This is a genomic window from Companilactobacillus paralimentarius, from assembly GCF_963227125.1.
GTDB lineage: Bacteria > Bacillota > Bacilli > Lactobacillales > Lactobacillaceae > Companilactobacillus > Companilactobacillus paralimentarius.
This window is the reverse complement of record NZ_OY724131.1, coordinates 185061-200737: the sequence shown is the minus strand read 5'-3', so window position 1 is coordinate 200737 and position 15677 is coordinate 185061. Positions and strand designations below refer to the sequence as shown.

8 protein-coding genes are annotated in these 15677 nt (G+C 36.1%); 3 read left to right on the top strand and 5 right to left on the bottom strand.

The features are described from left to right. The first annotated feature begins 79 nt into the window (after positions 1 to 79). Positions 80 to 730: a nitroreductase gene (locus ACI6PB_RS00935; protein WP_404327609.1), complete on the top strand. Its 651-nt coding sequence runs from the start codon at positions 80 to 82 to the stop codon at positions 728 to 730. A gap of 203 nt (positions 731 to 933) precedes the next feature. Here the strand turns inward: ACI6PB_RS00935 and ACI6PB_RS00930 are convergent, their stop codons facing one another. Continuing rightward, the gene (locus tag ACI6PB_RS00930; protein WP_404327608.1) at positions 934 to 1692 is read right to left on the bottom strand and encodes an alpha/beta hydrolase; all 759 of its coding nucleotides are present in this window, start codon (positions 1690 to 1692) and stop codon (positions 934 to 936) included. 144 nt (positions 1693 to 1836) lie between these two features. On the opposite strand from ACI6PB_RS00930, the gene ACI6PB_RS00925 reads away from it, so the two are divergent. Next, complete coding sequence (locus ACI6PB_RS00925; RefSeq protein WP_404327607.1) at positions 1837 to 3171, top strand: dihydrolipoyl dehydrogenase family protein; 1335 nt, start codon at positions 1837 to 1839, stop codon at positions 3169 to 3171. Between the two features lie 455 nt (positions 3172 to 3626). On the opposite strand, the gene ACI6PB_RS00920 is transcribed toward ACI6PB_RS00925, so the two are convergent. Next, positions 3627 to 3914 (bottom strand): hypothetical protein, encoded by a 288-nt coding sequence (locus tag ACI6PB_RS00920; RefSeq protein ID WP_404327606.1) that lies wholly within the window; start codon positions 3912 to 3914, stop codon positions 3627 to 3629. A gap of 144 nt (positions 3915 to 4058) precedes the next feature. Between ACI6PB_RS00920 and ACI6PB_RS00915 the strand changes: the two genes are divergently transcribed. Beyond that, a complete protein-coding gene (locus ACI6PB_RS00915; RefSeq protein WP_404327605.1) occupies positions 4059 to 4922 on the top strand; it encodes an NmrA family NAD(P)-binding protein in 864 nt (287 codons plus the stop codon). Positions 4923 to 5013: 91 nt separating this feature from the next. On the opposite strand, the gene ACI6PB_RS00910 is transcribed toward ACI6PB_RS00915, so the two are convergent. The 3 genes from ACI6PB_RS00910 to ACI6PB_RS00900 all read right to left on the bottom strand — a co-directional run bounded on the left by ACI6PB_RS00910 (position 5014) and on the right by ACI6PB_RS00900 (position 15162). Beyond that, positions 5014 to 12357, bottom strand: coding sequence for an SLAP domain-containing protein (locus tag ACI6PB_RS00910; RefSeq protein ID WP_404327604.1), 7344 nt, complete (start codon positions 12355 to 12357; stop codon positions 5014 to 5016). A gap of 90 nt (positions 12358 to 12447) precedes the next feature. After that, positions 12448 to 14415, bottom strand: a complete 1968-nt coding sequence (locus tag ACI6PB_RS00905; protein WP_404327603.1) for a hypothetical protein — start codon at positions 14413 to 14415, stop codon at positions 12448 to 12450. Positions 14416 to 14622: 207 nt separating this feature from the next. Then, entirely contained in the window at positions 14623 to 15162 is a 540-nt protein-coding gene (locus ACI6PB_RS00900; RefSeq protein WP_054643016.1) for a dihydrofolate reductase family protein, read from the bottom strand. Positions 15163 to 15677 lie beyond the last annotated feature (515 nt).

The window sequence follows — 15677 nt, the reverse complement described above, 5'->3', positions numbered from 1 at the left end:
TGACTATTATAATGTTAAATACTTATTAATAATGGATTACTATAGCTTTTAGTAATACTAAAAAGAAATGGAGAAAAATATGGATTTTACAGATGTCGTTAATCATCGTCACTCGGTTCGTGATTTCAAAGATCAACCAGTCACTCAAAAAGATTTAACAGAAATTATTAAGCTCGCCCAACGTGCCCCTTCTTGGGTCAATTCCCAACCTTGGAAAGTTTACGTCGCTACAGGCAAAACTCTCCAAAATATTAAGGATACTTACGTCCAAAAAGATTCAGAAAAAGGTAATCCCGACTTCCCAGTCATGCACCGTGATGACTGGAGTTCCGAGACTCAAATCAATATGAAACAATGGCGTCATGAAATTGTCCACCATTTTAAAAACTTTGATGAAGCTCACGAGAAAATGAGTGGTGTCAGCACTAATCTTTATCATTCACCCGCAATAATTTTTCTTACGATTCCTAAAGGGTCTTCACTTTGGTCCGTCTTCGATGCCGGTTCATTTGCCCAAACTTTGATGTTAGCGGCTAAAGATAAGGGACTAGATACAATTCCAACGTACACCAGCGTCCGTTTTCCAGACGTTATCCGCCAGGCAATGGAAATTCCTGACGACGAAACTTTGGTTATTGGTATTTCTATTGGTTATCCTAAAGATGCTACAATCAACACTTATCAATCAAAACGTGAGCCTGTTGAGAAAATCTTAAAGTTTAAAGACTAAAAAAACTCAGTGTATTAACCATATTGATGGTCTTACGCTGAGTTTTTTTGTACTGATTTTTTATTTATAAATAACCAAAGTTCTATGCTTTATTGTGGAAACGAGCTACATAAGCCAGATTCCTGTGCTCTGCCTGACTTCACGAACTGTCTGCTTCGCAGCCAATTCGCAAAGTCCTGCAAATGCTCAGAATCTAACCGGGCTTATTCCGCTCTCTCTAAAAAGAATTCAGTCGTTATATTCAAGGCTTCTTGACGAGAATTTCCAATAGAAAAACCATGATCAGCATCATCTAACAAATGTAACTGGTCATTTTGATAAACGTCATCGTATCTAGTTGAAGCAATTTTATCGACTACGGTATCTTTCAAACCATGCAACAAACAAACTGGACCTTGATACTCTTTAGCAACGTCATAAATCGGTAAGGTTTGGGCTGTTCGAAGATAAAAACCACCTAATGTTAAACCTTTTTTGATTGGTAAAGTATCTGGAATATTTTGTGGATCATATGTGTAACCTTGTGTATCACCTTTTAGGGCATCATCTTTTAAAGTTGCGGCCGGTGCCAAAAGTGCCAATTTATCAATTTTGTCATGATAATAACCAGCAATCATACTAGCAACAACTCCACCTTGAGAATGTCCCAAAAGATACAACTTCTTAACACCCTTAATACCACGAGCATAATCCAAAATGGCTTTACCATCACTGATTTCATTCAAAACCGTCATATCCTGAAAACGACCATCGCTTTGTCCGTGACCATTAAAATCAAAACGCAAAGTAGCCATACCTTCAGCTTCAAAACGTTGTGCCAATTGATAAAGTAGTTGATCTGGATCAACTCCACGATTGGAAGTAAAACCATGCATCAAAACTACTAAATTGAATTCCTCAGTTTGTGGTTTAACTAATGTCCCACGTAAAGTTAAACCATCACGTTTTATTTCAACATCCATATTCTGACTCTCCTTTTTGATCATTTTAATCCTACCCCACTACTTCTGCCAAAGAAATTTCATAAGCGGCTACCATATTAATTGTCATGGTATACGAAATGTTTTACATTGGAAGTATAAAATAATTTTTTGGAGGATACTTTAATGTCAAAAAAATTCGATTATGATGTACTCTACATTGGTGCTGGTCATGCAACTTTTGATGGTGGTGCCCCTTTAGCAGAAACCGGTGTCTCCGTCGGCGTCATCGAGAGCGGACTCGTTGGTGGAACCTGTCCCAACCGTGGTTGTAATGCTAAAATCACAATTGACGAACCCGTCAAGATGACCCGCGAAGCTCAACGGATGAATGGTATCCTCAAAGGCGACTTAAAGATTGATTGGACTAAAAACATTGAACATAAACAAGAAATTATCGATGTGTTACCTCAAGGATTAACCGACCGTTTGGAAAATGCTGGCGCTACAATTATTCATGGCCACGCTCAATTTAAAGATAATCATACTGTAATTGTTGATGGCAAAACTGAAGTCACAGCTGAAAAAATCGTTATCGCAACTGGCCTCAGACCACATCGTCTAGATATTCCTGGCACTGAATTAGCTCATGACAGTGAAGACTTTTTAAACCTCAAGACTTTACCTGAGAAAATTACAATTGTCGGATCTGGCTATATCGGGATGGAATTCGCTACCATCGCCAACGAAACTGGTGCTGACATTACCGTTATGCTTCATTCAGATAAAGTATTGAGAAAATTCTATCAACCTTACGTTGAAAAAGTAGTTAACGACTTAAAAGAACGCGGCATTAAATTTATTGAAAATTCTAACGTTCAGGCCTTCACCAAAACTGATTCCGGATATCAAATAACTTATGGTGACAATCAAACCCTTGATACCGATTGGATCTTAGACGCAACTGGCCGTATTCCTAACTTAGATGAATTAGGCCTCGACAAAGTTGGTGTTAAATTTGATAAAACTGGAGTCTTCGTAAATGACCATCTGCAAACAAATGTAGATAATATTTATGCTGCCGGAGACGTTGTTTCCAATGACCTACCAAAAGTCACACCAGCTGCCTACTTCGAATCCAAATATCTAATGAAACTATTTTCCGGACAAACAACCGATGCCATCAAGTATCCCGTTATCCCGTCAGTTGTCTTCACATCACCACGGATTGCCCAAGCCGGAATTTCAGTCGATGAAGCCGAAAAGAAGGGCTACGAAATCAGTACAAATGACCTAGCCAACTACTGGTACTACCAAGTAGACAAAGAACCAATCGCTGAAAGTAAACAAATTCATGATAAAGACGGTCATTTAATCGGAGTAACCGAAGTAAGTGATCAAGCTCAAGATGCCGTCAATGCATTATTACCAGCCATCGAATTCAAATTCGACCGCGAGCAAATCAGCCGATTAATAGGAATCTTCCCAACAATCGGCTACGCCGCTTGGCACCGAGCATAAAAATCAGAGAGTGGAACAAGCCCGCTTAGATTCTGAGCATTTGCAGGACTTTGCGAATTGGCTGCGAAGCAGACAGTTTGTGAAGTCAGGCAAAGCACAGGAATCTGGCTTGTGTAACTCGTTTCAGTAGAGAGCGGAACAAGGGCGGTCAGCTCCCGAGGATTAAGACTACTTTCTCAGTCGGTAGCGAAGCGCCGGCAGAGAAAGTTGACTTAACCGGAAGGAGTTACCCTTGTGTAGCTCATTTCAGTAGAGAGCGGAGCAGGCTCGGGAATTTCCGAGGATTTGCCTAAGTCCTGGAATCGCCCGCGAGCCGTGCGGGCAATTTCAGGACTGTAGCAAACCGGAAGAAATTGGCCTGCGTAGCTCGTTTCCACCATTAAACATAGAACCATGGTTATTAAAAAAAATCAGTGCAGCATCCATCAAAAAAGATGGAAACTACACTGGTTTTTTTACTCTATCATTTCAGTCATAAGGTGATCTTCCAAATAATTGTAGCCACCATAACCACTGTAAATGAAGACATACTTCAAACCTTGATACATGAAACTCATTTGATTCCAACTCTGATACTTACCTGACGAAATATCACTAATTTCTGATGCAGTGATCTTTATATTATGCTCACGTAGATTTCCCTTCAAAGCCGAAACAGATAACACATTTTTTGAAAAAGAAAGATCAACATAACCATACGAAACATTATTCTTACCGTTAAAAATTTGTACATATGCAAACATCTTTGTCACTTTCCTTTCTGAATTCATCTATAATGTAGACCCTCGAACGCGTTTTATAGCAAGTACTTTGTTACTTATATTGATAATTTTTTTAAGACGACTAATGTTAGTCATATAAAAGAAATTATTAAACGAGGCAAAATTATGGAGAGAATTTTAGTCATTGGCGGGAATGGCAATATTGGATTTCCACTTATTAAGTATTTGAGCTCTACTAATAAAGTCGAAATTACTGCGGGAGTACACAATTTAACTAAAGATCGTCCTAAGTTCGATAACATCCCTAATTTGGAATTGAAACATTTCGATTTCTTAGATTCATCGACCTTTCCTCAAGCTTTCAAAGGCGTATCAAAAGTTTTCTTCGTTAGACCACCACAATTGGCCAATCCTAAAGTTGATATGTTACCTTTCTTAAAATATGCTCAAAAACAGCATATTGAACAGATTGTTTTCATTTCACTCTTTGGAGTCGAAAAGAATAAACGAACACCGCATCATCAAATCGAAAACATGATTGAAGAATTAAATTTACCTTATACCTTTATTAGACCTAGCTTTTTCATGCAAAATCTAAATACAACACATAGAGAGGATATCGTTAAGAATCATGACCTCTTTATTCCTGCCGGTAAGTCTCGCACTAGTTTCATTGATACTAGAGATATCGCCGAAGTTGCTGGAATTGCACTTTTAAACGACAAGTATCTTCACCAGAAATTGAATATCACTGGTCCTAGCGCTCTCACTTACTATGAGATAGCTGAAATTATGACTAAAGTCCTTGGCGTTAAAATAACTTACAGCAAACCTAGTTTATTGAAATTCCGCAAAACAATGTTGCAACGTGGCTTGAAAAAAGATTTTGTCAACGTAATGGTCATGCTTTACTTAATCACTCAATTAGGCAATGCCAAAACAGTTACTGATGAAACTAATAAGATTCTTGGTCATGCACCTCGTACAATCACAGATTACGTGAAAGATTACAAAGAATACTTTATTTAAACATAACTTTTTCTACCAAAAACAAATAGCACTAGGTAATCGGATAATTACCTAGTGCTATTTTCTTAATACTCAAAAACTACTTTACTCTTTAATACCAAGCGTAATTATTAAAATGAACACCCTTTTCAGCCTTAATCCACTCATTGTCGCCAACGTGATAATAAGTATCACCATTGACATCTTGAGCTTTGTAATCAGTCTTCCATGATGTTTCTTCACCTAGAGAATAATCTTCGATAATTTCGTTTTCTCTAGAATAGAGATCATAGAAAATATTCGTTCTATCTAGATTAATGACACCACTAATTTTGCGTCCATCCCTGAAAACACCAGTATCAACGGCATCTTCATAGACAACATCATTAGCATCAACCCATTCACCTGTTGCAACTCGATATTGTTTGATTCCTTCTCGGTTAGTCCGATATTGATCGGTCTTCCAAGATGAATCTCTAACCAATTCACGACCAGCAATGGCGGAATTATTTTGGTTATTCAATTGGTAATTTGCTTGATTAGGTTTAGTTGTGACGATTCCACTAATTGAAGTGTAAATCCAACCTTCATCATTCTTATTATTATTTATAAAGTCAACATCATTAGCATCAATCCATTCGCCCGTTGCGACACGATATTGTTTGACCCCTGCCTCATTTGTACGGTATAGGTCAGTCTTCCATGATGTTTCTTCTTTCAAATCACGATGAGCGATAGCTTTATTCTCATGATCATTCAATTGATATTCAGTTTGACCAGCTTTTGTCTTAACGACACCACTTACAGATTCGTATGTCCAAAAGTCGTCTTCATTTTGATTGAAGTTAACATCATCCGCATCGATCCATTCGCCTGTTGCAACACGATATTGTCTTACGCCCTCTTTGTTTGTCCGATAAAGATCGGTCTTCCATGAAGAGTCTTCCTTCAAATCACGATTTGCGATAGCCGTATTCTCATGATTATTCAATTGATATTTCTTTTGATCAGTCTTAGTTGTTACCACACCTTGAACTGGAGTATAAGTCCAATCGCCATCTTCAGAGCTATTTTGATTAAGCACTACATCGTCGGCATAAATCCATTCACCTGTTGCAACGCGATATTGTGTAACTCCAGCTTTATTGACACGGATTTGATCGGTCTTCCAGGACGAATCCTTACCTAATACACGATTAGGAATCTTGTCATTATCTTGATTGTTCAATGTGTAGAATAGATGATCAGTCTTAGTTGTTACTACACCTTGAATTGGTGAGTAATTCCAATCATCATCTTCATCAGTTTCAGCACCGGTCGAACCACCAGTTTCAGTTGAAGAACCACTGTTACCGCCAGTACTGCCACCCGTATTACCGCTATTTCCACCAGTAGAACTTGCAGCTTTAACAGTTACTGTACGGACATAAGATATCGTATTATTGGTTGGATCAACTTTATAACCCTCACCAAAGGTATAAGCACTGACATTACTTTCCAACTTAACCGTGATTACTTGGCTATAAGTACCAGCAGTCTTCAAATTAGTTACCGGTCTACCTACACTATCGTAAAGGGTCGTATCAAATTTAATGCCGCCATCAGCAATAATTGAGTCGCCATTCTTATCAACAATGTAAACATCATCAGTATTCTGTAAGGCTTTATCAGTCATTGAAGTACCATTATCGACAGTCACATTATTGATTTTGGCAATAGCTGGGTTAGATGGAGTAACTGGAGCAGCTGAAGCTTTGATCATTTGAACAAATGTCACACTGTTGTCAGTTGCATCATAAGTTCCACCAATACTCTCAAATTGATTAGCAGCAGCAGCCCCAGAAGTTAGATAGAACTTCACAGCACGATAGTAAGTTCCAGCTTTAGAAATTCTAGCACCACTAGCATCAGTAGTCTTTTGAGTCAAACCACTATCTGTGTAGAATGTTTGACCAAGTTCGACACCATATGTGCCTTTAGTCTTATCAACCAAGGAGTTACCAGCAACATCTTTCAAAGAGTATTCCTTAGTGTTAATCAAAGCAGGATTATCTTTTTCAGCATTCGCTCTTAGATCTAATTCACCAACTGAAGAATTGATATTAGCAGCATTCTTCGTAACCGTAACAGCTTGAACATAACTGATGGTTCCATCAGCATTCACACGTGCACTTGGATTAGAAATACTATTAGCATCAATAGCTTTGGAAGGTTTGAAAGTAATAACACGATAATACGTGCCAGCCTTCGTGAATTGGCCGTTAACGTCAGCCAAACCAGTGTCACCTTGTTTCAAAGCACTCTGAACATCTGTATAGTACTTATCTCCCGCGGAAACCGTAGCAAGGACAGTACCTAAATTATTGCTCAAAGTATATCCAGTTGTCTTAGTCAATTTAGAATCATTAGTAGCCGTATCAGCACTAACTGTGATTGTTGGAGTGACATTGATATTAACAGCCATATTAACTTTGTTATCAATTGAAACAGCTTGAACAAAGGATACAGTGTTGCCAGAAATATGGGCTTCACTACCGAAATCATTTTGGGCGATAGCTTCAGGACTAACCTTGAAGTTAATTACACGATAGTATGTACCAGCCTTAGTAAAGGCACCATTAGCAATATCCTTAGTCTTGGCTGCATTTGGTGTAAAGACATCATCATAATTATCGTAATAGTCCGTTCCATATGAAACAGTTGCATCAAGTTTGTTTCCAGATGCATCCATCAAAGCATTACCAGTTGAAGTTACGGCAGTGACTGAATCACCAACGTTAGTTTTAGCATCTTCAATTGTATGTTTTGAAACGACATTATCTTTGACATTAATTTGTTGAGCATAGATTACTGTTCCATCTTTATACATGGCATTTGTAGTATCAGCCCAATTATATTTATCAACAAAATCATTACCAACTTTGAACACTACTTGACGATAATAAGTTCCTTTATTGAAAGCACCATCAGTTACGGCGGTTACCGCATTAGGATCAACTTCATCACCATTAGATTTACCCAAAGCTCCGTTAATACTCTTATAGTAAGTCATCCCCAATGTTGGATCAGTAAAGCTATCATCTCCAGCTCTTAGAACGTATCCATCAGTACTTGTAACTGATTGATCATTGGTTCTTGTACCAGTCTTAATATTTAATGGTCCAACTGTTATACTTGCTGCATTTTCACCGACAACTACTGATTGAACAAAGGATACAGTGTTGCCAGAAACATGAGCATCAGAACCGAAGTCATAATTCTTAATATCTACTGAACTATCTAGTTTAAAACTAATCTTACGATAGTAAGTTCCAGCTTTAGTGAATTGTTTATCGGCATTAATACCCTCGGTTACTTTTCCAGTACCTGAGAAGACGTCATCATAATTATCATAGTAAATCGACTCAGCAGAAACTGACGCTTTGATCTCGTTACCAGAAGCATCAGTTAATGTACCAGTTGCAACAGCTATTTTATCTGTTGATTCACCAATATTTGCACTAATATCTCCGAAGTTATGTTTTACAACACCACTAGCCTTTACATCGATCTTTTGAGCGTAAGTGACTGAACCGTCAGCATTTGTCTTGGCATTTGTATCACTCAAAGTGTAATTCTTGGCAAAATCAGAAACTGTCTTAAATGTTACCAAGCGATAGTAAGTTCCCTTGTTAAAGAGACCATCAGTTGTTGCATTAACATCTTCATTAGTACCACTCAAAGCATCTGTAGCTTTATCATAGAATTTACTATTGTCTACAGTGGCTGTTCCTAATGAGTTATTAGTTACATCAGTTAATGTATCTGTATTCTTAACCGAATCAACTGATGTTCCAACTTTAACTGATATTGGATTTACATTGATTCTGGCTACATTTGATTGTGATACAACCACAGCTTGAACATAAGATACAGTGTTGTTATTTGTATCAACTTTAGCATTACCAAATGAGTTATTAACTATATCTGCATGACTTAAGTGGAAGATAATTTCACGGTAATACGTATCTACTTTGACAAAATTATCATCTACAACTACTCCATCTACCGGTTTAGCATTTTTATCAAAAACGTCTCCCGAATTAGCATAGTAGTCTTTTCCGAAAGTAACACTGGCAGATATTTCTTTACCAGAATGATCAAATATTTGATTACCATTTGAAGTTTCAGAATCTTCTTCTGAAGAGCCAATTGTCACTTTAGGTGTAGAAATATTGTACTTCGAAACTGCATTTGCACTAGCGTTAATTTCTTGAGCAAATAGTATCTTTGTGCCATCTGCGGACCAAGCCAAATTAGAGTTATTCAAACTATAATTGTCCTTATTCACTCCAGCATTTGGTGTAAAGACTAGTAGACGGTAATACTTACCTGCATTGAAATTACCACCACTAATAGCGTCACTATCAGTTTTTGTATTTTGAGCTAACGCATCAGATAATTCTCCGTAATAAGCAATTTTATTTGATGTTGATAAAGTTCCAACGCTATTATTATCGTCATCAGTTAATTTGTAATTATTGGTCAATGTACTTTCGGCAGAACCAGCTGTTACGTTAACAGTTGAATCAGCATCTATATTGATATTAGTTTTAGCAGCAACGTTCACTGTTTGAACATAAGATACAGTATTACCAGAGACATGTGCATTTGCATCAAAGTTATTAGCTGCTAAAGCATCATCAGTCAATGTAAAGGTGATTTTTCTATAATAGGTTCCAGCTTTCTTGAATTCCCCATTAACTACACGAGTTGACTTTGCGGCATCAGCATCAAAAACATCATCATAATTATCATAATAATCTGAGCCAAAGCTTGGGTTTTCTGAAATTACTACGTTATTGCTATCTAATAATTTATTTACCCCAGACTGAACAGTATTAATACTATTATCAACAATTGCTTTTCCATTAGTAATTTCAGGCTTTGTTACTGCAGTAGAATGACTAACGTTTACTGGTTGAGCATAAACCACCGTATGATTATCGACCTTCTTCATATTGTCATCTGACACTTCATAATTGTTGAAGAAATCATCGTTGACTGTGAAGTATATTAGACGATACCAATCTCCCTCATTGAGGTAGTTTCCACTTGTAGCATCAGTCGCTATAAGTGATTTATCCATTCCAGGGTTTAAAGCATCTTTTAGTGCACCATCTCGTGACTTGTAATATATATTCCCAACTTTAACAGACGTTGACCCTACCAAAGTATAACCATCAGTTTGAGTTACCTTTTGATCTGTTGTCGAAGTTTTTGTTTCTATATCATCTAACGGTTTTACTGAGAACACTGCATTAGCAGGTTCCACTTTAATTTCTTGAGCAAAAGTTACTGTATTATTATCTTTATCAATAAGGTGATCACCACTAAACGTATATGAATCAACAGGATTCTTTAACGTAAAGGTTACTGTTCGATAATAAGGATCTGCAGCATTAGAAACCGTATCCAGTGGGTTCTTACCTCTCAATGCTTCATCGATACTCTTATAATATTTGTTACCATACGTAATCTTGCCATCGGACATTATCGATCCCCCTCCATCACTGAGTACCAAGTCGACTTTCGCGCCTAAACTGTCAGAAGGTAAGGTTTCACCAAACTTTGTTTCTCCCCGATCAATAACAGCTGTAACTTCACCAGTCGCAATATTCACTTTCTGAATGTACTCAACACTTTTACCATCACTAGACAATTTACCATTGCCAAAAGAATAATTACTAGGGGTTTCGCCAGACTTTAGTACAAATTTAATTACTCGATAATAAGTTCCAGATTTAGTGAATTTTTCACCATCTGTCACATCCGAAATAGGTTCAACCTTTTTATCTAAAATATCTTTTACATCATCAAAAATATCATAATATTCTGTCCCATATGAAGTAGCACTAGTATCTACAATCGATTTTCCTGATTCTTCACTTGAAATTAAATCATAATTACCAGCATCAACTGATGTTATATCACTACCAACTTTAGAGGAAACAGAATCATCAATCTTCACCGTTACTGGATAGCCTACGTTAACTCTTTGAATATAATAGCCTACCGTAGTATTATTATTTGATTTTTCCGTCGAACCATTATTAGTATCGCTAAACGTATAATAGTCAGGTAAATTCTCAGCAGTAAACATAATCAGACGATAATATTTTCCTGGGGCTGTAAAGACCCGATTACCGTCTTTGAACATCCAATTCTGATTTTGTATATCTTTTATTATATCTGTAAGACTCGAATCTTTGAAATAATAATCAGGTTCACTGTCACTCGTCGGATCCCTATGAGAATATACAAATATCTTATCCTGACTAACTATTGATTTACCTGTTTCATTTGATATGAAACTTATGCCTTTTGTATCATCATCAATCGATGACACTGGAGCATTAACATTAATTGATATATCGGGGATCGTTACTGTTACCCTAGGATCTATCACATTTATTTTTTGAGCGTAAGTAATGGTGTTGTTACTCTTATCTATTGTATAGTCAACACCCTCTTCACCAGAAAACGAAGTATATTTGCTTATATCACCCGGTAATTTGAAAGTAACTCTACGATAGTAAGGTTTAGCCTCTGTAAAAGTAGTACCACTTACCGGATCTTCATTTTTCACGGCATGAGTAGCGTCATCAAAATATTCTGTTCCTACCGTTCCATTTGCAATAACACTCCCATTAGCACTTAAAGAAGTAAGTATACTGTCATCCATTACTTTACTCATATCTTCACCTATAGTTACAATATCAGATGCGTAATGATCAGTCTGCACTATTAGTTCTGGTGAATTTATTACAATTTTCTGTAAATATTCAACCGTTGGAATTTTACCATCATCAGCCGTAGAGAACACTGGATCCAAATCATTTATCTTAGGAAAAACATAATTTTTCGCATCCGTACCGGCCTCTAAATGAAAAATAACTTTACGATAATACGTTCCTGGAACTGTGAATACATTGTTGAACCGACTAAAAGTTATCGCATTTATTCCTTCTTGAGCATTATCTTCACTACTATAAAACTTATTATCACTGCTCTCTAGATATGCAATACTTACTGAATCAGTCGTCAAACTTAAAGTAGCATCAGCTTCTGTAGTAATCGACTGATCTTCCATTGTTTGAGACATAACCTCTTTACCTATTTGCGACATAAAACAAGGCACAGAGGCTGTGACTACATTTGTAAGTACTCTAATTTTTTGAACAAACGTTACACTGTTCTTATCCTCATCTTTTGCCCACGGAATATTATCACCAAAAGAAAGTGTATTAACATCGGCGGTAAGATAAAATGTAATTTTACGATAATAAGTTCCTGCCGAAGACAATCCTGTAGAAGATTTAGACTTCAAACTACGATCTGTATAGTAATCATCACCTAAAACAATTCCTGTTGGTAATTTACTCTCAATTGGGTCTGGGTCGTTAGCTGGATCCAATAACGAAGAGCTAGAACTCCCATCAGTGGTTATATCATTTTCTGCTATGCTCTCTCTAGCCAGCTCTAATTGATCACTATAATTTTTAGCTCATAGATGTACAATCAAGTCTTTAATACTAACTATTACAGGTATTTGAGAAACATGAACCTTCTGTACATAGGTTATCGTATCGTTTCCTTTTGAATCTGTACCCAACTTATATTTAGAATTAGTAGTATCAAATGTATTCGTATCAACAGAATTAGCAACAAGAGTATAAGTAATCGTTCTCAAAAAATCCCCTGATTTAGCAAATTTTCCACTACTATCTACTACGCCATCAGTCAGTGAATCATCATTACTGCCATTCAAGACTTCATTTTGTAATGTCTCTTCCTTTCCAGGAGTATATCGATAATATTTATTGCCAAAACTTATGCCATTATCCTGTATCAGATTAGTACTTAATCCAGTTGAAGAATCAGTACTTATCAATGTATCATTTTTACTTACGGTATTACTTGTATCTCCAATTTTTGCATCCAATGGATTATCATAATTTGCTGTAGCATCATTTCTAACATCAACTTCTTGAACATAAGTTACAGTATTCCCCTTAGAATCAGAATCTATACTTAAAGGAAGAGCATCGTAATCACTAATACTGCCATTTTTTAATGTAAATTTGATTGTACGGTAATATTTACCAGGTTTAAGGAAATTAGTTGCGGAAACTTCATCACTTGTAGCTTTATAATTAGATTTTAAACTTGGGTCAGTGTAGTACTCTGATCCTACTTCAACATTACTTGTGGGAATATCATTTGCAGTATTTTCACCTGATTGATCACTCAAATAGTCAGCTGCTGTTGGCTTTGCATCACTTATTAAAGAATTAACTTTAACTTGTGGAATTGATAATTTAGCATTGATCGTTGCATTAGTAGATAATTTTCTAATTACCGTAATAGTCTTCGTATCACGATTCAAAACATAATCCGTTCCGGGAGTCGCTGCCGTGTTACTTCCATTGATAAATGTTTGATAAGGACTCACTGCAGCACCTGTTACATCAGATTTGTCACCTGTTAACATATCTTCAATAGCTGAATCGGCTCCACTAAGGTTATAAGAAACCGTTTGATAGTAAGTTCCATTTGAAATAATCTTGCCATCACTGAACTGATCCGGTGATGCATTACCCTTATCTGTACTGGTTGGATCAAAATCCGACTCTGCTGCATATTCTGCGGCCTTTTCCCTACTAGTAAACAAACTTTGACCAAGCATTGGTTTTTCAGCACTGGTTAGACTACTTGTGTATTTAGGATCATTGGTATAATTATCAGTAATCTTAAGTCCGTTACCCTCTGTTGACAAAGATGATAATGAAGAACCCACAGTAATTGGAACCATACTTTGATTTTTAGATATATCAAATCTACTTAAAGAAATCTTGAAACTAAATTCCAATAACGATGGATCAGTAACTGTAGCAAGGGATGTCAATGGAGCAAGATCGCTATCTTTGCTCTCACTTATATGGATTGTTGCTGTTAATGGAAATTCAGAATCATTCATAGTTAGATTCTTTAATTTATCTGTATCGGAAATATCTATATTATTTCCATCTTTATCAGCTATAGTCATAGCAACTAACATATCGCGATAATAGTAATTATTGTTACTTCCTGAATAAAAATAGCTCGATGGTATCGGCGTCTTACTAGTATCCTTAAGCATTGCTATGTGACCACTATTTTGAAAATCATGTATATACTTAGGATTATTCAAATCGAAATAGTTGAAGTTATTTTCTGAATCTTCCGCTAAACTATTTAAAACTGAAGTAATACTTTGTGAACTAGCGACATAGCGATCATCAAATTGACTTTTGAAAGTGGTTAACATATCACTAGGTGACAAACTTTCATTCGTGACATTATGTCCCTTAATTATATCCGTATCCGCTTTAACAACGCCTACTGGATTCAACATAGGAACTATAATTGGTGAACCCGCGGTAAGAAGTGCTACTGCGACAGCTCCACTTATATATCTTGCTTTTTTATTCATGAATAAAAGAACCTCCCCGAATTCAAATCAAACGCATAATCCTACATACTATATATAGCTTTGATTTTAGCACTTTCAAAAAAATTATTTTATAATTTTTTAGATAGTTTAATAATCAAAAAAATAACAATATTTTAAAATAATATAAAAAAATAGAGGTGCCGCTTAACAACGGTATCTCTATTTTTTATAACATCTTTTTAACTTCTAACGAGAATATTCAACGTACACAATCTCATTCACTTTTTTTACAGATTCCAAACTCAATTCCTTAGGAACAACTCGGTCGGAGAATAGTGGAATTCCCTTACCCAATATAATGGGCACAATGCCTATATGATAGATATCAATTAGATCAGCATTCACTAGCGGTGCTATCACGTTGCTGCCACCGATGATCCAAATATCACCTTTGGATGATTTAGCCTTCAAGTCACTGACTAATTTTGCCACCTCGCCGTTAACAAAGTGAATGTTATCTTCATCTGGCAATGGATGCGTCGTCATCACATAATTTTCATAGCCGGCATAGGGATAATCATTGGGTGACATACCGTTAACGATTTGGTTATATGTATGCCGACCCATGATAACAGTATTAACCCGTTTGGATAATTTTTCATACTCACGGTCTACAACACTACCTGTTGAAAATTTATCATTCCATAAGAAGTCAATCTTGCCATCAGAATTGGCAATATAGCCATCTAATGTTTGTGTAATAAATAGAATAACTTTGCGTGCCATATTTCTGACCCCCGACTTGTTTTCTACAATTATATATCTATCGGAAAAAATTAGTTAATAAATATGTAATAGAATACAAAAAGTCTTACCGATATTTACATAAAAATGGCTATTCTTTTCACATTGACTCTGTTATACTTAAATTGATACAGCATTTATAGGTAACTATTCTCGGTTATCTTGTATCCAAAGAAGCGTTGGGTGTGGTCACCTAGCGCTTTTTTTGTGTCTCCATTAACTAAAAAATAATCACTATCCTGATTATAAATATTATTGACAAATGAAATAATTCAAATATACATTCGTAAAACTTTCATACTGTCAAAACGGTATAGAAGTTTTTTTTCATATAAAATTCCACTTATCACAGGTATACCAATTCTGATCACAAAGAGATTCGAATGAGCCTTGACATCTTGATACAATTGGAGTATGGAAGATTTTTTATTAATTTTATTAGTAAAACCGGTTTACATTTGAAACCGTTTGCATTAGTATAATGAATGTAACTTTTT